Annotated in this window: 20 protein-coding genes; 14 read left to right on the forward strand and 6 right to left on the reverse strand. The window is 66.8% G+C overall.

The window, feature by feature from the left end:
- Window positions 1-14: 14 nt before the first annotated feature.
- Window positions 15-980: an SGNH/GDSL hydrolase family protein gene (locus AWC12_RS17165; RefSeq protein ID WP_085175920.1), complete on the reverse strand. Its 966-nt coding sequence runs from the start codon at window positions 978-980 to the stop codon at window positions 15-17.
- Window positions 981-1,189: 209 nt separating this feature from the next.
- On the opposite strand from AWC12_RS17165, the gene AWC12_RS17170 reads away from it, so the two are divergent.
- The 5 genes from AWC12_RS17170 (at window position 1,190) to AWC12_RS17190 (ending at window position 5,822) form a co-directional block, all read left to right on the forward strand.
- Entirely contained in the window at window positions 1,190-2,260 is a 1,071-nt protein-coding gene (locus AWC12_RS17170) for an alpha/beta hydrolase fold domain-containing protein (RefSeq protein ID WP_024444501.1), read from the forward strand.
- Window positions 2,261-2,314: 54 nt separating this feature from the next.
- Window positions 2,315-3,709, forward strand: coding sequence for a cystathionine beta-synthase (locus tag AWC12_RS17175; RefSeq protein WP_024444500.1), 1,395 nt, complete (start codon window positions 2,315-2,317; stop codon window positions 3,707-3,709).
- Window positions 3,710-3,988: 279 nt separating this feature from the next.
- Window positions 3,989-4,267, forward strand: a complete 279-nt coding sequence (locus AWC12_RS17180; protein WP_085175791.1) for an RDD family protein — start codon at window positions 3,989-3,991, stop codon at window positions 4,265-4,267.
- A 25-nt stretch (window positions 4,268-4,292) separates the two neighbouring features.
- The gene (locus AWC12_RS17185) at window positions 4,293-5,267 is read left to right on the forward strand and encodes a DUF2189 domain-containing protein (protein WP_024444499.1); all 975 of its coding nucleotides are present in this window, start codon (window positions 4,293-4,295) and stop codon (window positions 5,265-5,267) included.
- Between the two features lie 21 nt (window positions 5,268-5,288).
- Entirely contained in the window at window positions 5,289-5,822 is a 534-nt protein-coding gene (locus AWC12_RS17190) for an Rv1078 family RDD domain-containing protein (RefSeq protein ID WP_268787328.1), read from the forward strand.
- Here AWC12_RS17190 and AWC12_RS17195 read toward each other — a convergent pair.
- The gene (locus tag AWC12_RS17195; protein WP_051226456.1) at window positions 5,806-6,996 is read right to left on the reverse strand and encodes an acyl-CoA dehydrogenase family protein; all 1,191 of its coding nucleotides are present in this window, start codon (window positions 6,994-6,996) and stop codon (window positions 5,806-5,808) included. The two genes, AWC12_RS17190 and AWC12_RS17195, sit on opposite strands and share 17 nt — an antisense overlap.
- A gap of 31 nt (window positions 6,997-7,027) precedes the next feature.
- Between AWC12_RS17195 and AWC12_RS17200 the strand changes: the two genes are divergently transcribed.
- Window positions 7,028-8,200: a cystathionine gamma-synthase gene (locus AWC12_RS17200; protein WP_024444496.1), complete on the forward strand. Its 1,173-nt coding sequence runs from the start codon at window positions 7,028-7,030 to the stop codon at window positions 8,198-8,200.
- Here AWC12_RS17200 and AWC12_RS17205 read toward each other — a convergent pair.
- From AWC12_RS17205 to AWC12_RS17215, 3 genes are all read right to left on the reverse strand, one after another.
- Window positions 8,197-8,868 (reverse strand): GOLPH3/VPS74 family protein, encoded by a 672-nt coding sequence (locus AWC12_RS17205; RefSeq protein ID WP_085175795.1) that lies wholly within the window; start codon window positions 8,866-8,868, stop codon window positions 8,197-8,199. The genes AWC12_RS17200 and AWC12_RS17205 overlap by 4 nt on opposite strands.
- Window positions 8,869-8,906: 38 nt before the next feature.
- A complete protein-coding gene (gene greA, locus AWC12_RS17210) occupies window positions 8,907-9,401 on the reverse strand; it encodes a transcription elongation factor GreA (protein WP_024444494.1) in 495 nt (164 codons plus the stop codon).
- Window positions 9,402-9,640: 239 nt separating this feature from the next.
- Entirely contained in the window at window positions 9,641-10,063 is a 423-nt protein-coding gene (locus AWC12_RS17215; protein ID WP_200864948.1) for a DUF4307 domain-containing protein, read from the reverse strand.
- A gap of 117 nt (window positions 10,064-10,180) precedes the next feature.
- Between AWC12_RS17215 and mca the strand changes: the two genes are divergently transcribed.
- From mca to AWC12_RS17235, 4 genes are read left to right on the forward strand one after another with little or no spacing between them, the layout of a single operon-like run.
- A complete protein-coding gene (gene mca / locus AWC12_RS17220) occupies window positions 10,181-11,053 on the forward strand; it encodes a mycothiol conjugate amidase Mca (RefSeq protein WP_024444492.1) in 873 nt (290 codons plus the stop codon).
- Complete coding sequence (locus AWC12_RS17225) at window positions 11,050-11,328, forward strand: hypothetical protein (protein WP_024444491.1); 279 nt, start codon at window positions 11,050-11,052, stop codon at window positions 11,326-11,328. The genes mca and AWC12_RS17225 overlap by 4 nt, the downstream gene beginning before the upstream one ends.
- A complete protein-coding gene (locus tag AWC12_RS17230; protein WP_085175797.1) occupies window positions 11,315-13,318 on the forward strand; it encodes a thioredoxin domain-containing protein in 2,004 nt (667 codons plus the stop codon). Before AWC12_RS17225 ends, AWC12_RS17230 begins: the two co-directional genes overlap by 14 nt.
- A 10-nt stretch (window positions 13,319-13,328) precedes the next feature.
- Window positions 13,329-13,700 (forward strand): nuclear transport factor 2 family protein, encoded by a 372-nt coding sequence (locus AWC12_RS17235; RefSeq protein WP_024444489.1) that lies wholly within the window; start codon window positions 13,329-13,331, stop codon window positions 13,698-13,700.
- A gap of 153 nt (window positions 13,701-13,853) precedes the next feature.
- On the opposite strand, the gene trhA is transcribed toward AWC12_RS17235, so the two are convergent.
- The gene (gene trhA, locus AWC12_RS17240) at window positions 13,854-14,597 is read right to left on the reverse strand and encodes a PAQR family membrane homeostasis protein TrhA (protein ID WP_024444488.1); all 744 of its coding nucleotides are present in this window, start codon (window positions 14,595-14,597) and stop codon (window positions 13,854-13,856) included.
- 56 nt (window positions 14,598-14,653) lie between these two features.
- On the opposite strand from trhA, the gene AWC12_RS17245 reads away from it, so the two are divergent.
- The 4 genes from AWC12_RS17245 (at window position 14,654) to AWC12_RS17260 (ending at window position 17,792) form a co-directional block, all read left to right on the forward strand.
- Window positions 14,654-15,445 (forward strand): (2Z,6E)-farnesyl diphosphate synthase, encoded by a 792-nt coding sequence (locus tag AWC12_RS17245; protein ID WP_024444487.1) that lies wholly within the window; start codon window positions 14,654-14,656, stop codon window positions 15,443-15,445.
- Between the two features lies 1 nt (window position 15,446).
- Entirely contained in the window at window positions 15,447-16,796 is a 1,350-nt protein-coding gene (locus AWC12_RS17250; protein ID WP_085175799.1) for a hypothetical protein, read from the forward strand.
- A 78-nt stretch (window positions 16,797-16,874) separates the two neighbouring features.
- Window positions 16,875-17,291, forward strand: coding sequence for a hypothetical protein (locus AWC12_RS17255; RefSeq protein WP_024444485.1), 417 nt, complete (start codon window positions 16,875-16,877; stop codon window positions 17,289-17,291).
- 87 nt (window positions 17,292-17,378) lie between these two features.
- Complete coding sequence (locus tag AWC12_RS17260; protein WP_085175801.1) at window positions 17,379-17,792, forward strand: hypothetical protein; 414 nt, start codon at window positions 17,379-17,381, stop codon at window positions 17,790-17,792.
- The last annotated feature ends 14 nt before the right edge of the window (window positions 17,793-17,806 follow it).

Genomic DNA, 17,806 nt, shown 5'->3' on the forward strand with positions numbered 1-17,806 from the left:
CGTGTTTTACGAAACTAGCTCGCGGCTACGACGATGGGCGCGGGCACCCCGGTCGAGCGGCGCCACAGCCGGCTCAGTCCGCTCACACGCGACAGCAGCGACGTGCCCTCACCGGTGCGCGACTCCAGCGCCTCCTCCGGCGGTTCACCGGTGATGAACTCGCCCAGCTCGTCGCAGAGGGCGGGCAGCAGCTGCTTGGCCGCGAGTTCGTAGCCCGCGGCGGAGGGATGGAACATGTCGGGGGAGAACAGCAGTTCCGGAGTCTTGTAGAAGTGCGGTGACAGCAGGTCGGAGAAGGGGACCGGGACGCCGCCCGCGGCACGCACCGACGCGGCCTGGGCCCGGGCGAGCCGTAGCCCCTGGCTGCGTGCCACCCAGCGCAGGGGCTGCGGGATCGCCTTGATGACGCCGAAATCGGGGCAGGTTCCGACGACCACGACGGCTCCGGCCGCTCGCAGCCGCAGTACCGCCCGCCCCACACGTCGTGCCGACGGGCCGGTGCCGTTGGGGCGGGTGATGTCGTTGGCACCGATCATGATCACCGCCGCGTCCGGTGGTGGACCGGCGACGAACATCGCGTCGATCTGCCCCGCGAGACCTTTGGACGTAGCGCCGACAATGGCCTTGGTGCTCAACCGGATCCGCTTGCCCGACTCCTCGGCAAGGCCTCTGGCGAGCAGCGCACCGGGCACCTCGTCGGCGTCGGTGCACCCGTATCCGGTAGCCGTGGAGTCGCCGAAGATCATCAGGTGAAGGTCGAACGGGACGCCGCGATGCCAGCGCTCGGGTGGTCCGCCGCCCGGGGTGTAGACACCGTCGGCGCGGGGCGGGGCGTCCCAGGACTTCGGGATGATCCGTCGAGCCTGATCGGCCTGAACGGTCAGCAGGTTCCTTGCGCCGACGTAGGCCGTACCGGTGGAGGCCAGCGTGGCCGCGGCCGCCAGCGCGACAGTCGACTTTCGCGGTGCGCTGAGGCGCACGCGGGAGGTGCCCACGACCGCAAGTTTAGAGGGGATTTCGATCGTTGCGCGGGTCGTGGTGGGCACAACCGGTCACAGTGCGGTATCAACTCCGGTACCAAAAGTGTTTAACCAATTGTGATAATGGTTACTAGTGCCAGGCTAAGTTACGAGGTTGTCTGACTAACTCGGCTTATCCCGGCTCTACATCGGCGTAGGAAGTGGTGGCGATGACGGCACCCAGCAAGGTTCCAGCGACTCCCCATGCTGCTATCACTGCAGCTCGCGGGCGTAAATCGCGGAAGTTCCCGGTCTCTGACGGCGCACCGGTAGAGGTCATCGAAGACGGGCCGAGCGTTGCGGGCCGCCTGATGGGCTTGGCCGCGATGGCGACGATCAAGCCGTTCCTGAGCGTTGGTAGCTACGCGCCCAAGCTCCCGTGGCCGTGGGGATTGGTGGACTTCGCCGCCCGCGTCCTGAAGCCCGCGCCGGGAACCGTGCGCGCCACCATCGCGCTGCCCCACTGCACGGCCCAACTCGTCAGGGCCGCCGGCGTGCTGCCCGCCGACGGCAAGCGCACCGTCATCCTCTACCTGCACGGTGGGGCATTTCTGACGTGCGGTGTGAACACCCACGGTCGCCTCGTGACGGCGCTGTCCAAGTGCGCCGACGCGCCCGCGCTCGTCGTCAACTACCGCATGATCCCGAAGCACTCGGTCGGCACTGCGCTCGACGACTGCTACGACGCCTACAAGTGGTTGCGAGAGACCGGATATGAGCCCGACCAGATCGTCCTCGCCGGCGACTCGGCGGGCGGCTACCTCGCGCTGGCTCTCGCCGAAAGGCTCCAGGCCGGCGGCATCAACGGGTTCGTCGGAGAGACGCCCGCGGCCATCGTCACCATGTCCCCGCTCTTCGAGATCGACAACGAGGCTCGGGCCGACCATCCGAACATCCGCACCGATGCGATGTTCCCGCCCAAGGCATTCCACGCCCTCGTCGAGCTGATCGAAGACGCCGCGTCCCGCCGCATCGTCGACGGCGCCCCCGAGGAGGTGTACGAGCCGCTCGACCACATCGAACCCGGTCTGCCGCGAACGCTGATCCATGTGTCCGGATCAGAGGTTCTGCTCAGCGATGCGCGCAAGGCTGCGCGCCTGCTCGCCGCGGCTGGTGTCCCTGTCGAAGTTCGCATCTGGCCTGGTCAGATGCATGTTTTCCAGCTTGGGGCACCTGCGGTCGCCGAAGCCAGCCGGTCGATCAAGCAGATCGGCGAGTACATCCGAGAGGCCACCTGGTAGCACGCGGCCGGAGGCCGCCTGGTTACTCCGTGCCGGGCCTGAGACCATGGAGACATGCGGATCGCCCGGCACATCAGTGAGCTCATCGGCAATACCCCTTTGGTGCAGTTGAACTCAGTTGTTCCACCGGGTGCGGGCACTGTGGCTGCCAAGATCGAGTACCTCAACCCGGGCGGCAGCTCCAAGGACCGCATCGCAGTCAAGATGATCGACGCCGCCGAGGCGAGCGGCGAGCTCAAACCTGGCGGAACCATCGTCGAACCCACGTCCGGCAACACCGGCGTCGGTCTGGCGCTCGTCGCTCAGCAGCGCGGCTACAAGTGCATCTTCGTGTGCCCCGACAAGGTCAGCGAAGACAAGCAGAACGTGCTGCGGGCCTACGGTGCCGAGGTCGTTGTGTGCCCGACGGCGGTGGCACCCGACGATCCGGCCAGCTACTACAGCGTCTCGAACCGACTCGTCGAGGAGATCGACGGCGCCTGGAAACCCGACCAGTACTCCAACCCGATGGGCCCGGAGAGCCACTACGAGACGACCGGCCCCGAGATCTGGGCCGACACCGACGGCAAGATCACCCATTTCGTCACTGGCGTCGGCACGGGCGGCACGATCACCGGCACCGGCCGATACCTCAAGGAGGTATCCGGCGGCCGGGTGAAAATCGTCGGCGTCGACCCCGAAGGCTCGGTGTACTCGGGCGGCACCGGCCGTCCCTATCTCGTGGAGGGCGTCGGCGAGGACTTCTGGCCGTCGGCCTACGACCCGTCCGTACCGGACGAGATCATCGCGGTCTCCGACGCCGACTCTTTCGAGATGACTCGACGGCTGGCACGCGAAGAAGCCCTGCTGGTGGGCGGCTCCTGTGGGATGGCCGCCGTCGGCGCGATCAAGGTCGCCGAACGGGAAGGGCCCGACGCTCTCGTCGTCGTGCTGCTGCCCGACGGCGGACGCGGTTATCTCTCAAAGATTTTCAACGACGGATGGATGTCGTCCTACGGATTCCTGCGCACCAGGCTCGATGGCTCGGTCGAGGAATCAACGGTCGGTGACGTGTTGCGCGGCAAGTCTGGTGCGCTGCCGGACCTGGTCCACACGCATCCGTCGGAGACCGTGCGCGACGCCATCGGAATCCTGCGCGAGTACGGCGTCTCCCAGATGCCCGTGGTCGGCGCCGAACCGCCGGTGATGGCCGGTGAGGTGGCCGGCAGTGTCTCCGAGCGCGAGCTCGTCTCGGCGGTATTCGAGGGACGCGCCAAGCTCGCCGACGCGGTATCCCAGCACATGAGCCCGCCGTTGCCGCTGATCGGTGCGGGCGAACTGGTCAGCGCCGCGGCCAAAACGCTGCGGGAGTGCGACGCGGTCATGGTCGTCGAGGAGGGCAAGCCGGCCGGCGTCCTGACCCGCCACGACCTCCTCGGTTACCTGTCGGACGGCACGCCACGTCGCTGACGCCCCGGGATGCACATCTGGCAAACATTGGCCTGGCGCGGAGTCTCGGGGTGTCGACCGGGCGGAAAGCGCTGTAGGAATGCTGGTCTCGGGTAGTGTAAGCACGCTTGTTCCCAGCTCTGCGCGACCGGAGGAGCGTGATGACAGACCAACCGCCAGGTGCTGGGCAACCTCTTTCGTATCAGCAGACACCCACCCTCGGGTATCGGCCGTCCGACACCCACGCTGGGCGATGTCTGCATCACCGGCCGCCGGGGCGCAACCCCTCTCGGCTGATTAATGCTGTTGATCTGCGTTGCGCTGTCGATTACCTTCCACACCTGGAACCACGGCTATCGCGGCAACACCGCATCCAGCATCGGCAAGTCGGTCATGAAGTTTCACGTTGTGAGCGAGAAGACTTGGAAATCAATCGGTTTCGGGCTTTCGCTCGTCCGCCGGCTGGTCCACTCCGTAGACGCGGCGATCAGCGGCGTCGGGTACTTGTTCCCGCTGTGGGGCACCAAGCGTCAGACCATCGCAGACAAGACAATGGGGACGGTCTGCGTACCGCTTTGACCACGATTGAGATCAGGAGATATCGATGACAGAGAATCCGCCGCCCGGTGGCTATCCGCCTCCCCCTCCTGGGGGCTATCCACCTCCGCCGCCTCCCAGCGGCGGCGGTTTCCCGCCGCCCCCGCCCGGAGGGGGATACCAGCCGCCGCCTCCGCCTCCCGGTGGCGGTTTCCCCCCGCAGGATCCCGGCGGTTACCCACCGCCTCCACCTGCAGGCGGTTACGGGGCGCCGCAAGGTTTCGGACCCCCGCAGGGCGGCTTCCCCCCGCCGCAGGGCTACCCGCCGGTCGGCGGACCGCCCGCCTACAACGTCGGTGATGCATTCAGCTGGGCATGGAACAAGTTCACCAAGAACGCTGTCCCGCTCATCGTGGCAACGCTCGTCTTCGTGGTCGTCGTGGCAGCGCTGCAGGGCATCATCAACGTCGTTCAAATGCTGGTCTCGCCGGGCGAAACCAGCTACGTCGCCGACGACAGCGGGCTGTCCTTCTCCTATGCCGCCACCGGCTTCGCCGGCATCCTCGTGTCGATTGTCGGCTGGTTCCTCACGCTGATCGTGACGGCGGCCATCCAGTCGGCCTACCTCGGCGGCATTTTCGACATCGCCAATGGGCAGCAGGTCAGCGTCGGGTCGTTCTTCAGGCCGCGCAACATCGGCAACGTTGTGATCGCGAGTCTGATCACCGGTGTCATCTCGACCATCGGATACTTCCTGTGCATCTTGCCAGGCCTCATCGCGAGCTTCTTGTTCATGTTCACCACGATCGCGGTGCTCGACCGCAACCTGTCGCCGGTCGATGCCATCAAGTCGAGCTTCGAGACGGTGAAGAACAACCTCGGCCCCGCCTTGCTCACCGCGCTGGCGGCCGTCGCGGTCATCATCGTCGGCTTCCTGCTCTGCGGCGTCGGCATTCTGGTGGGTGCCCCGCTGGCCACCCTGCTTCTGGTGTACGCCTACCGGTCGCTCAACGGGGGATACGTCGCGCCTGCCACTCCGTAACCGTTGGCCACTGATGTCGGCGTGCTCGATGTTTCGGGCACGCCGACATTGTGTTGTGGGAAGGCAGCTTTGAACAGAAATGCCTACACCCGGTGGCTGACTCGTGTGGGTGCGTTTGTGATTGACGGAACGCCTGTACTGGTTGGCTGGGTGATCTGGGAAGTGGTGGCCGTGGCCAGTGCACCCACCGAATGTGTCACGTACGACAACGGCGGAGTGGCGTGCACGGCCCTGCACTCACCCGAGGGCGACATCGCGGGTGTGCTGGCGGTGATTGTGACGATCGTCTACCTCGGATGGAACTTCGGCTACCGCCAGGGCCGAAGCGGGTCGAGCCTCGGCAAGTCAGTGATGGGCTTCCGTGTGGTGAGCGAAAACACCTGGCAACCAATAGGGTTCGGCGGCTCTGCGCTCCGTCAGGCCCTCCACCTTATCGACGTCGCGCTGTGCGGCATCGGCTTCCTGCTCCCGATACTCGATCCGAGGCGTCAGACCCTGGCGGACAAGCTGATGGGCACGGTATGCGTTCCGGTGTGGCCTACCGGAACGCGCTGACCCCGGTCAGTGCCTCCCCAATCACCAACTGGTGCACCTCGGAGGTGCCCTCATAAGTCAGTACCGACTCGAGATTGTTGGCATGCCGAAGCACCGGATACTCGAGAGTGACCCCGTTGGCGCCCAGCAGGGTTCGACACTCACGCGCGATCTTGAGCGCTTCCCGGACATTGTTGAGTTTGCCGACGCTGACCTGCTCGGGCCGGATCCGGCCGTCATCTTTGAGGCGGCCAAGATGCAGGGCGAGCAGCTGGGCCTTGCTGAGCTCGACGGCCATGTCGGCGATCTTGGCCTGTGTCAATTGATATCCCGCGAGCGGCTTGTCGAACACCTCACGGGTGCCGACATATTCCAGCGTGGTCTCCAAACAGTCCCGCGCCGCCCCGACCGCGCCGAACACGATGCCGAACCGCGCCTCGGACAGGCACGCGAGGGGGCCTGACAGCCCTTGTGCGCCAGGCAGTTTCGCATCCTCCGGCAGCCGGACATCATCGAGGGTGAACTCTGAGGTGACCGACGCCCGCAGTGACAACTTGTGCGTCATCTCTCGTGCCGAGAAGCCCGGTGTCGACGTCGGCACCACGAAGCCGATGACCCCTTCCTTCGACCTGGCCCACACGATCGCCACGTCGGCGACCGACGCGTTGGTGATCCACATCTTGGAACCGTTGAGAACCCAGTCGGACCCGTCCCGGCGCGCCGTGGTGCGCATCCCGCCCGGATTGGACCCGAAGTCCGGTTCGGTCAGGCCGAAGCAGCCGATCAGCTCACCGGCGGCCATGCCGGGCAGCCACTGCTGGCGCTGCTCCTCGCTGCCCCAGCGATGAATCGCGAACATGGCCAGCGAGCCCTGCACCGATACCAGGCTGCGCAGGCCGCTGTCGACGGCCTCCAGCTCCTGGCACACCAGCCCGTAGGCCGTCGCCGTCGATCCGCCGCAGCCGTAGCCCGTCAGGTGCATGCCGAGCAGGCCCAGCTTGCCGATCTCGGCGGCGAGCTCACGCACCGGAACCTTGTCTTCGGGGCGCGCCGCCTCGAACCATTCGGCGACGTGTGGGCGCAGCCGTTGCTCGCCGAACTCGCGCACCATCGTGCGCAGGTCGCGGTCCTCGGCGCTCAGCAGTGAGTCGAGATCGAGGAGGCTTTCGATCGTGGCGGTTGCAGTGGTGGACATGGTCAAGTTCTACACCGCTAGCCTTGCGGACATGAGCGAGCAGCGAAGCGCAGCTGACCACTACCGTGCCTACGGGCCTGCCACCAAGGCCATTCACGCTGGTTATCGGCCCGATCCGGCCACCGGCGTGGTCAATCCGCCGATCTATGCGAGCTCAACGTTCGCGCAGGACGGGGTCGGTGGGCTGCGCGGCGGGTTCGAGTACGCCCGCACCGGCAACCCGACCCGCGCCGTCCTGGAGAACGCGCTCGCCGCCGTCGAAGGGGCGTCGTACGGACGTGCATTCAGTTCCGGTATGGCCGCCACCGACTGCGTGCTGCGAGCGGTGCTGCGGCCTGGCGACCATGTCGTGATCCCCGACGACGCCTACGGCGGTACGTTCCGGCTGATCGACAAGGTCTTCAGTTTGTGGGGGATCAGCTACACCGCGGTGGCGCTGTCCAATCTCGACCTCGTCCGCGCCGCGATCACCGACCGGACCAAGCTCATTTGGATCGAGACGCCGACGAATCCCCTGCTGTCGATCGCCGACATCGCTGCGATCTCTGCACTGGGTGCGGAAATGCAGGCGAAGGTTTTGGTGGACAACACGTTTGCATCGCCTGCGTTGCAGCAGCCGTTGGCGCTGGGTGCCGACATCGTGCTGCATTCGACGACCAAGTACATCGGCGGGCACTCCGATGTCGTTGGGGGAGCGCTGCTGACCAACGACGAAGCGCTTGACGACGCTTTCGCATTCCTGCAGAACGGGGCGGGAGCGGTGCCCGGGCCGTTCGACGCTTACCTCACCATCCGCGGCCTCAAGACGTTGCCGCTGCGGATGCAGCGCCACAGCGAGAACGCCGCCGCGGTCGCGCAGTTCCTCGACGGGCATCCCGCGATCGAGTCCGTGCTCTATCCCGGTCTGCCGTCGCACCCCGGACATGAGGTGGCAGCCAAGCAGATGAGTGGTTTTGGCGGCATGGTGTCCGTGCGGCTCAAAGGCGGTCCGCAGGCTGCTCGCGACTTCTGTGCCCGCACAGACATTTTCATCCTGGCCGAGTCGCTGGGCGGGGTTGAGTCGCTGATCGAGTACCCCGGCGCGATGACGCACGCCTCGACCGCCGGTTCGCAGTTGGAGGTGCCCGACGACCTGGTCCGCCTGTCCGTGGGTATCGAGGATGCCGCCGATCTACTCGGCGACGTCGAGCAGGCTCTCGGCTAGGACAGCTGCGCCAGCGCCTGCCGCACCGCGGAGGCGGTGACCGCCAAATTTACTTCTGGCAACGCCGTCGGATACTCGTCAACCCAACTGCCGCTGGCGATTTCGCCGGCGCGGGCATGGACCCAGCGCCAGCCGCGGTCGTTGAGGCTCAGCAGGACGCCCAGTCCGTCGACCGCATGCAAGACCGTGATGATTGCCGCCGTCACCGGCGGGGGGGGTGTGCGGTCGAACAGCGTAGCCATCAGCGCGGCGCGCGCCGAGGTGACCCGCTCACGGTCTGTAAGCGGGAACGCCTGTGTTCGGCGTAAAAGGTTGCCGGACTTGATGGTTCGGCGAATCTGCCCCGACTGCTCCAAATGGGCGACCAGTCGCTCCTGGGTGTCTTTGCCGAGCTTCTTGATCGCCGTCTCGGGGCGCAGCGGCTTGGCCTGCAGCAGTTCGAACGCCGGAGCCACCACGGGGTCGATCGGGCCCGCCGCGTCGAGCGCCACGAGGCGTCCCGGCTGCACCGGTTCGCCGTCGACGGCCGGGCGCACGCGACAGTCCAGGGCGAGATCGAGCAGCGATGCCGCCGCAAGGACATGGTCGCGACGTGGACTGTCGAGACCGGGCTCGGCGGATGCGTTGTCCAGCAGCAGCAGAAACAGGTCCTCTGCGATCTGGGCCATGCGGGGGAGACTAACCCGGTGTCACCGGGCCCGCCGAATCAGTTGTGGTACGGCTCGGCGCTCAGCAGGGTCACCTTGACAGTGCTGCCGCTGGGCACGGTGTAGGACCGCGACTCACCGACCTTGGCGTCGATCAGGGCGCCGCCGAGCGGGGAGTTAGGGGAGTAAACCTCGAGCTTGCCGTCGCTCACACCCTGCTCGCGGGTGCCGATCAGGAACGTCTCGGTGTCCTTCTCGTCGTCGTCGTAATAGACCTTGACGACCGAGCCGGGCAGCGCGATTCCGGACTGCTTGGGAGCTTCGCCCACCTTGGCATTGTTCAGCAACTCCTGCAGCTGGCGGATGCGGGCTTCTTCCTGGCCCTGCTGCTCGCGGGCGGCGTGGTAGCCGCCGTTCTCTCGCAGGTCGCCCTCTTCGCGGCGGTCGTTGATCTCGGCGGCGATGACGGGCCGATTGGCGATCAGCTGGTCCAGCTCCGCCTTCAACCTGTCGTGGGACTCCTGGGTAAGCCAGGTGACCTGGGTGTCCGTCATGTCGCGCTCCTGTCGTCGTTAACTTCCGCGCTCTGCGTAGCCGAAGAGTGGTCTGCACACGGCGCCGGGAGCGGTCAACGTGTACCTATGTGTATTGCCGCCGGTCGAGCGTCTGTGCTGAGCTCCAAAATGCAGCAATACACGGCCCCAGCAGGAACCGTGTATCGGTCGAGCATACCACCGGGGCGCCACCGGAACTTCACGATTTCGCAGGCGGGCGTTTGTTGACCGGCGGCTCGCTACGGCTCGACCAGGTACCCGGGCACGTCCGTCCCGCAGCCGTAGACGTCTCCCACGACAGCGGGCCCGCTCGACTTGACGGTGGTGGTGACCTGCACCGTGGCCGCGTCCGACGGCGGCACGAGCACTTCGCGCCGCCCGTTCTCGTCGCCTTCGTAGGACCGCGTTCGCACGATGCAGACGACCGGCCGGGACGGGTCGTCCCGGGTGACGCTGATCGTCACGTCGACGGTGTTCGGGTCGACGATCCTGTAGCCGGCCATCTCACCCTCGACCTCGTTGGAGCCCAGTCGGGTGAAGGCTATCGCGGCGACCGCCACACCGATGACCGCCACCAGCGCGGTCAGCCCGATGGCGACCCAGCGCCCGGTACGCCGGTTCAGCCGCTGCCGCCCGTAACGGGCGGTGGGACGCTCGATCATGTCGTTTTGCATGCCCGTCGGTCGGATGGGTCTACTAGACCTGGAACTATAGGGCCACTCTCGTGGTTGAACTGATGCGTGAGTGCCCAAACAGCTGACCAGCTAAGAGGAACCAGGTTGAGCGAACTGCGGTTGATGGCCGTTCATGCGCACCCGGACGACGAGTCCAGCAAGGGTGCCGCGACGATGGCCCGCTACGTCGACGAGGGCGTTCGGGTGATGGTTGTCACGCTGACCGGTGGGGAGCGCGGGGACATCCTCAACCCTGCGATGGACCTGCCGGAGGTGCACGGCCGCATCCACGAAATCCGCATCGACGAGATGGCCAGAGCCGCCGAGATCCTGGGCGTCGATCATCACTGGCTCGGGTTCGTCGACTCGGGACTGCCCGAGGGCGATCCACCGCCGCCGCTGCCGGAAGGGTGCTTCGCACTGGAGCCGCTGGAACGACCGACCGAGGCGCTCGTCAAGGTGGTCCGGGACTTCAAGCCACACGTCATCACCACCTACGACGAGAACGGCGGCTACCCGCACCCTGACCACATCAAGTGCCATCAGGTGTCCGTCGCGGCATTCGAGGCCGCGGCCGATCACATGCTCTATCCCGACGCCGGCGAGCCGTGGAGCCCGCTGAAGCTGTACTACAACCACGGCTTCCTGCGTCAGCGGATGCAGGTGCTGCAGGACGAGTTCGCCAAGAACGGCGAAGAGGGCCCGTTCGCGAAGTGGCTGGAGAAGTGGGATCCCGACGACGACATACTCGACAAGCGGGTCACCACCCGGATCGAGTGTGCGAAGTACTTCGCACAGCGCGATGAAGCGCTGCTGGCCCATGCCACCCAGATCGACCCCAACAGCTTCTTCTTCACCACGCCGATGGAATGGCAGCAACGGCTGTGGCCGACCGAGGAGTTCGAGCTGGCCCGGTCGCGGGTACCCGTCACACTGCCTGAGACCGACCTGTTCGCAGGGATTGAAGGACGCGAGTGAACGACGCGATGATGCTGGGCCTTGAGTTGATGACGGGCGTGCTGGCGCAGGAAGAACCACGTCAAACGGGTCCTGACTTCGGTAAGGCCAGCCCTGTCGGGCTGATCATCATCGTGCTGTTGCTGATCGCGGTGTTCCTGCTCGTCTGGTCGATGAACAAGCACCTCAAACGGCTGCCGAAGTCCTTCGACAGCGAGGCCGATGGCACTGAGGGGGCGGATCCGGATCTGACCACCGAGAACCCGGCCGACGGGACGAAACGTGAGTCGCCCTGACGGCAACACCCTCGCTGAGGCGACCAGCCCGTATCTGAGGCAGCACGCCGACAACCCGGTGCACTGGAAGCAGTGGACCGCCGCCGCACTCGCCGAGGCCGCTGACCGCGACGTTCCGATCCTGCTCTCGGTCGGTTACGCAGCCTGTCACTGGTGCCACGTGATGGCGCACGAGTCCTTCGGGGATGCTGAAGTTGCCGCGGCGATGAACGCCGACTTCGTTTGTATCAAGGTCGACCGCGAGGAGCGTCCGGACCTCGACGCCGTCTACATGAACGCGACGGTGGCACTGACGGGCCAGGGCGGCTGGCCGATGACCTGTTTCCTGACCCCCGACGGCAGGCCGTTCTTCTGCGGCACCTACTACCCGAAGCCGACCTTTCTACAGCTGCTGGCGGCGGTCGCCGAGACGTGGCGTACCCGTCGCGCTGAGGTGGAGCAGACCTCGGACAACATCGCCACGGAACTGCGCGCGATGGCATCCGGGCTGCCCGGCGGTGGCCCTGCGATGGCGCCCGCAGTCTGTGACGACGCGGTTGCGGCGGTCCTGCGCGACGAGGACACCGTGAACGGCGGCTTTGGCGGCGCACCGAAATTCCCGCCGTCGGCTCTTCTCGAGGCCTTGCTGCGCAATCACGAGCGCACCGGTTCACCGGCATCGCTGGCGACGGTGTCGCGCGCCTGCGAGGCGATGGCCCGTGGCGGAATCTACGACCAGTTGTCCGGTGGCTTCGCCCGCTACAGCGTCGACTCCTCGTGGGTGGTGCCGCATTTCGAAAAGATGCTGTACGACAATGCCCAGTTGCTGAGGGTCTACGCACATCTGGCGAGACGCACCGGAGATCCGTTGGCGCACAGAATCGCCGATGAGACGGCGCGGTTCCTGCTGGACGACCTGCGGCGCGACGCGATGTTCGTCTCCTCGTTGGATGCAGACACTGCCGGTGTCGAGGGTTTGACGTATGTGTGGACGCCGGACCAGCTGACCGAAGTTCTCGGCGAGAGCGACGGCCATTGGGCGGCAACAGTTTTCGGTGTCACGCCGGACGGAACGTTCGAACACGGTGCGTCGGTGCTGCAGCTGCGGTCCGCGCCCGATGACGCCGACCGATACGAGCGGGTGCGTTCGGCGCTGCGCGCGGCGCGGCGGCAACGGCCCCAGCCCCCTCGCGACGACAAAGTGGTGACGGCGTGGAACGGGTTGGCGATCACCGCGCTCGTCGAGGCGGCGTTCACGCTCGATCGTCCCGAATACTTCAGTGCTGCAAGCGAATGCGCGCATGCACTGCTGGATCTCCATCTCGTCGACGGCCGGCTGCGGCGCTCCAGCCTCGGCGGCGTGGTCGGCGACAGCGTGGCGATTCTCGAAGATTACGCGGCGCTGGCGACGGCGTTGTCGACGCTGCATCAGGCCACGGGCACGCCCGAGTGGCTCGATGCGGCGTTCCGTCTGGTGGATGTCGCGCTCGACCATTTCGCCGATCCGGACGAGGCCGGCCGCTGGTACGACGCGGCCGACGACGCCGAACGGTTGGTGTTGCGTCCGTCCGATCCGACCGACGGCGCAACCCCGTCAGGTGCCTCGCTGATGGCCGAGGCGCTGCAGTTGGCAGCGCATCTCGCCGGGGAAGGATCCGCGGCGCGGTACGGAACCGCTGCCGATGCCACCTTGTCCAGCGCGGCGGTGTTGCTGACGCGGGCGCCGCGTTCGGCCGGTCACTGGCTGGCCGTCGCGGAGGCCGCTGTGCGCGGACCGATCCAGATAGCGGTGGCGTGCGACAGGCCGGATTCCGAGCTATTGGCGGCGGCCCGTGCGCTGGCGCCGGGTGGGGCGCTCGTAGTCGGGGGCGCGATGGACTCGTCTGAACTGCTGCGCGACCGCCCGCGGGTGCGCGATTCGGACGCCGCGTATGTCTGCCGCGGACGGGTGTGCGACCTGCCGGTCACGACCGTCGAGGAACTCGCCGCTGCCCTCGAGCCCTCCGTGTAGCCTGCCGCACATGAGCTTCGAGCCCGATGTCCTGCAAGGTTTCGTCCAGCGCTACCTCGACACGGTCGCCGGTGGCAGCGCCGACGACGTCGCCGCGCTCTACGCCGAGGACGCCACCCTGGAGGATCCCGTCGGCGGCGGTGACATCCACATCGGGCGTCAGGCGATCGCCGGTTTCTACAAGGCGATGGATGGCGCGGAGATCAAGACCGAATTGCTGAACTTCCGTGCCGGCGGACACGAGGCGGCGTTCGTCTTCGCGATCACGGTCTCGGGGGCTATGCGCATCGAGCCCATCGAGGTCATGAGCTTCAACGGCGACGGCCAGATCACGTCGATGAAGGCCTACTGGGGCCCGCAGAACATCACCCAGCTCTCCTAGGCCCAGGTCGCACCGCGAGCGCGCGCGTCTGCTCACCGACACGCCGGTCATTACTGGCAATTTGCGCACGCTCGTCGGCGGTCAGCGCGCCCCCAGCGCCAGAGACTGCGGCGTGTCGCCGGGCAGACGCGCGCGCTCGCGGTGCGGGGGGCCTTAGAAGACGGCGAACCACATCGCGACGTAGTGGCAGATCGCCGCGACCGCGGTGCACGCATGGAAGAACTCGTGATGCCCGAACGTCGTCGGCCATGGATTGGGCCACTTCAGCGCGTAGAGCACGCCGCCGATGCTGTAGAGCGCGCCGCCGACGATCAGCAACACGACGGCCGCGACTCCGGCGCCCTCCATGATGGGCCCGATGAACCACACCGCGACCCAGCCCAACAGGATGTAGAGCGGCACGCCCAGCCATCGCGGAGACGACGGCCACAGCATCTTGAGCGCGACACCGGCCAGCGCTCCACCCCAGACGATCCAGAACAGCACCATGCCGTCGTCGCCCGGTACGGCCAGCAGCGCGAACGGTGTGTAGCTGCCCGCGATGAACAAGAAAATCATCGAATGGTCGGCGCGCTTCATCCACTTGCGCGCCGTCGCCGACTTCCAATGCACGCGGTGGTAGGTGCCGCTGACGGCGAACATCGCCACGATCGTGAACGTGTAGATCAGGGTCGCAATCCCGGCACGTGTCGACTCGACCGACCACGACACCGCGACGAGTGCCGCACCGCAGATGACGGCAACGACCGCGGAGTACACGTGAATCCAACCGCGCAGCCGCGGTCTGCCCAGGAACTGCGTGACGCCGTCGACAACCGCCTCGGGAAAATCCTCGGGCCCCCTTTCGGGGCCCTTCGAAGAATCTGCGGTGTACCACGGTTCGAGCGATGTCGGCATTTCACCTCCGCTGACTGGCCTTGGACGTCCCTCGCGCCACAGTAGTCTGGACCATCGTGGACCTCATTCCGCGGCGACTCAAGGAGCCGATGTACCGGCTCTACGAGATGCGGCTGCGCCAGGGGTTGGCACCCAAGAAGTCCGAACTGCCCCGCCACATCGCGGTGCTCTGCGACGGGAATCGCCGCTGGGCCAGGGAATCGGGATTCGACGACGTCAGCTACGGCTACCGCGTGGGGGCCCGCAAGATCGCCGAGATGCTGCGCTGGTGCCAGGAGGCAGGCATCGAGATGGCCACGGTGTACCTGCTGTCCACCGAGAACCTCCAGCGCGACCGCGACGAATTGAACTCACTGATCGATATCATCACCGACGTCGTCGAGGAGATCTGTGCGCCCGCCAACCACTGGAGTGTGCGCACCGTCGGCGACCTCGAGCTGATCGGGGAGGAGCCCGCGCGGCGACTACGGGAAGCGGTCAATTCCACGGGGGGTAACGGGGGGTCCTTTCATGTCAACGTCGCCGTCGGCTACGGCGGGCGTCAGGAGATCGTCGACGCCGTCCGCGCTCTGCTCGGCAAGGAGCTGGCCAACGGTGTCAGCGGCGACAAGCTGATCGAATCCGTCACCGCCGAAGCCATTTCGGAGAACCTCTACACCTCCGGACAACCCGATCCGGATCTGGTCATCCGCACGTCAGGTGAGCAGCGGCTCTCGGGATTCCTGCTGTGGCAGAGCGCGTATTCGGAGATGTGGTTCACCGAGGCCTACTGGCCGGAGTTCCGGCGCGTGGACTTCCTGCGCGCGCTGCGCGACTACAGCGCCAGACACCGGCGTTACGGACGCTGAGATGGTCGCCCTCTCCGCGCTGGTGTTCGCACTGAGCTGGTGGCTGGGGCTCTACCTGCTGGCGCGCGACCCCCGCAAGCCCGTGCTGGCGTTCGCAGCGATCGGCCTGACGAGCTTTGCGCTGGTGGTCGCACTCGACGCGGTGCGCGTCATCGTCGGGTCGGACGTGCTGAGCCGGCTGGAGATCTACCTCGTCGCGGTGCCCGGCATCGCATGGTTCGCGGTGCTGCTGGAACTTTCGCAGTCGAGAGACACGTGGCGCAGCCGAGTCGGCGAGGCCGGTCTGGTGGCGGCCGTGGCCGCGGTCGCGTTTCTCGGCGCGACGATGGCCGGGGGAGTGGAGGGCCCGCTTCGGCTGGGGCACTGGGTGATGTTCGCGGCGGTGTCGCTGCCCTCGGTGGGCGCGATGATCCACGCCGTCGTCCGGCGTTCCCAGCCACGGCCGGTGGTGCGCTTCATCGTCATCGCCACCCTGTTCTTCGCACTAGGGAACGCGATCCTGGTGATCCCGCTCGGACTTGTGCCCAGCTGGCTCGCGCTGGCGTCGACCGGGTTCGACGTGGCGCTGCTCGGCGTCGCCGTGGCGATCGGCGACGCCTTCGACGAAGGTCACGCGCTGCGCAAGGACATGCTGCGGTCGTTCGTGGGGACGACGTTCGTCGCCGTGCTGTTCGGCGGGCAGGTTCTCATCGGCCTGGCCGTGACCGGGCCCAGCCCCACTCTGGCCGTACTGCTGTTCACCAGCCTCGGCATTGCGATCGCCATCAACGTCCTCGCCGACCCCCTCGCTGACCTCCTCGACCGGCTCGCGTTCTCCCGGTCGCCCGACCTGCGCGCCGACCGCGCCGCTCTGCGCAGCACCGAGGCGGCGCTGCCGCTGCGCTCGGTCAGCCCGCTCGACGGGATGGACGAGGAGACGTTCGTGCGTGTCACGCGCCGCGCGTTGAGTCACTACGGCGACCTGTCCAAACTCGTCGCCAGCCCGCTGACCGCGCTGCCCGTCATCGACGAACGTCTCGAACGTCGCGGCGCCCCGGACCAGCCGCTGGAACGCGCCAACGAACTGCGCGCACTGCTGGCCGAACGCATCGCAGCGCTCAAGCCCCGCGACGGCGCCGAATTCGGCACGACAGAGCAGTGGCGGCATTACAACGCGCTGTACTTCCCGTACGTCTCAGGAGTCCGTGCCTACGCGCAGAACGCCACGGCGGCAGGGCTCGACCCTGTCGCACGACAGGCCTGGCAGTGGTTCGTCACCGAGGTACCGCAGCGCTCACTGCACAACTGGCAGAACGCGGCCGCGCGCGTCATCGCCACGGACCTGAGAAGCAACCTGGTCCCGGTGCGCTGACGGGCCTGACCTGCGGTTGGCAGTAGTTGGCAGCGTCAGGTGTCGATCTGGCAGCGGCATCTGCGGACCGTAGGTGACATGACCGCCGTCACCACCCGGCCCCGCCCGGCAATCCACTCCGATCCGCAGCTGCTGCGCGTCGCCTTACGCGCCGATGCGACCCTGTGCGCCGGGCTCGGACTGGTTGTCGCGATGGCCGCGGACCCGCTCGCCCGGCTTTCCGGACTGACGGCGACCGCCGAATGGGTCACGGGGGCTGTTCTCGTGGTCTACGGCACGCTCCTCTACTGCGCCGCCCGGCTGAGCGACATCCGGCGGGTCGGCGTCGGTGTCCTCGCCGGGAACGCGGCCTTTGTCGTGGCGGTCGTCGTCGTCCTCGCGGCCGGCTGGCTTCCGCTGACACCGTTCGGCGTCGCGTCGACAGTTGCGTTCACGGCGGTCACGGCGGGCTTCGCCTGCCTTCAGTACCTCGGGGTGCGCCGCACCCCTGCATGACTGGTCCGGAGTCGTCGCCTGAGAGGTCGTGGCGCCGACTCCGGTACCGGTCGCCCGTCGCATCACCACAACGAGAAAGGACGATCGATGACCGCACTCACCACTCCCGCCACAGGTGCCCGTGACGGATTGCTGCGCTACGCGATGCGCCTCGACGCGGTGCTCGTCGGGGTCACCGGCATCCCGTTCGTCGCCGCCGCCGGATGGCTGTCGTCTCTCACCGGCGTGCCCGTGGGCGTCGAATACGCGCTCGGCATCTTCTTCCTCGCCTACGGCGCGGTCGTCTACTGGCTCGCCGGGCTGGAGCACGTCCGGCCGGGCGCCATCGCCACCATCACGATGAACGCGCTGTTCACCATCGGCTTCGTGGCCGCCGAGGTGTCGGGCATCTGGCCGCTGACCGGCTGGGGTGTTGCGCTGCTACTCGGCGGGGCCGCCTATACCGCGGTGATCGGCACCGTCCAGTTCATCGGTCTGCGTCGTCTCCCGTCGCACCGCTGAGCCTCCACAACAAG

The sequence above is a fragment of the Mycolicibacterium iranicum genome (assembly GCF_002101705.1).
GTDB lineage: Bacteria > Actinomycetota > Actinomycetes > Mycobacteriales > Mycobacteriaceae > Mycobacterium > Mycobacterium iranicum.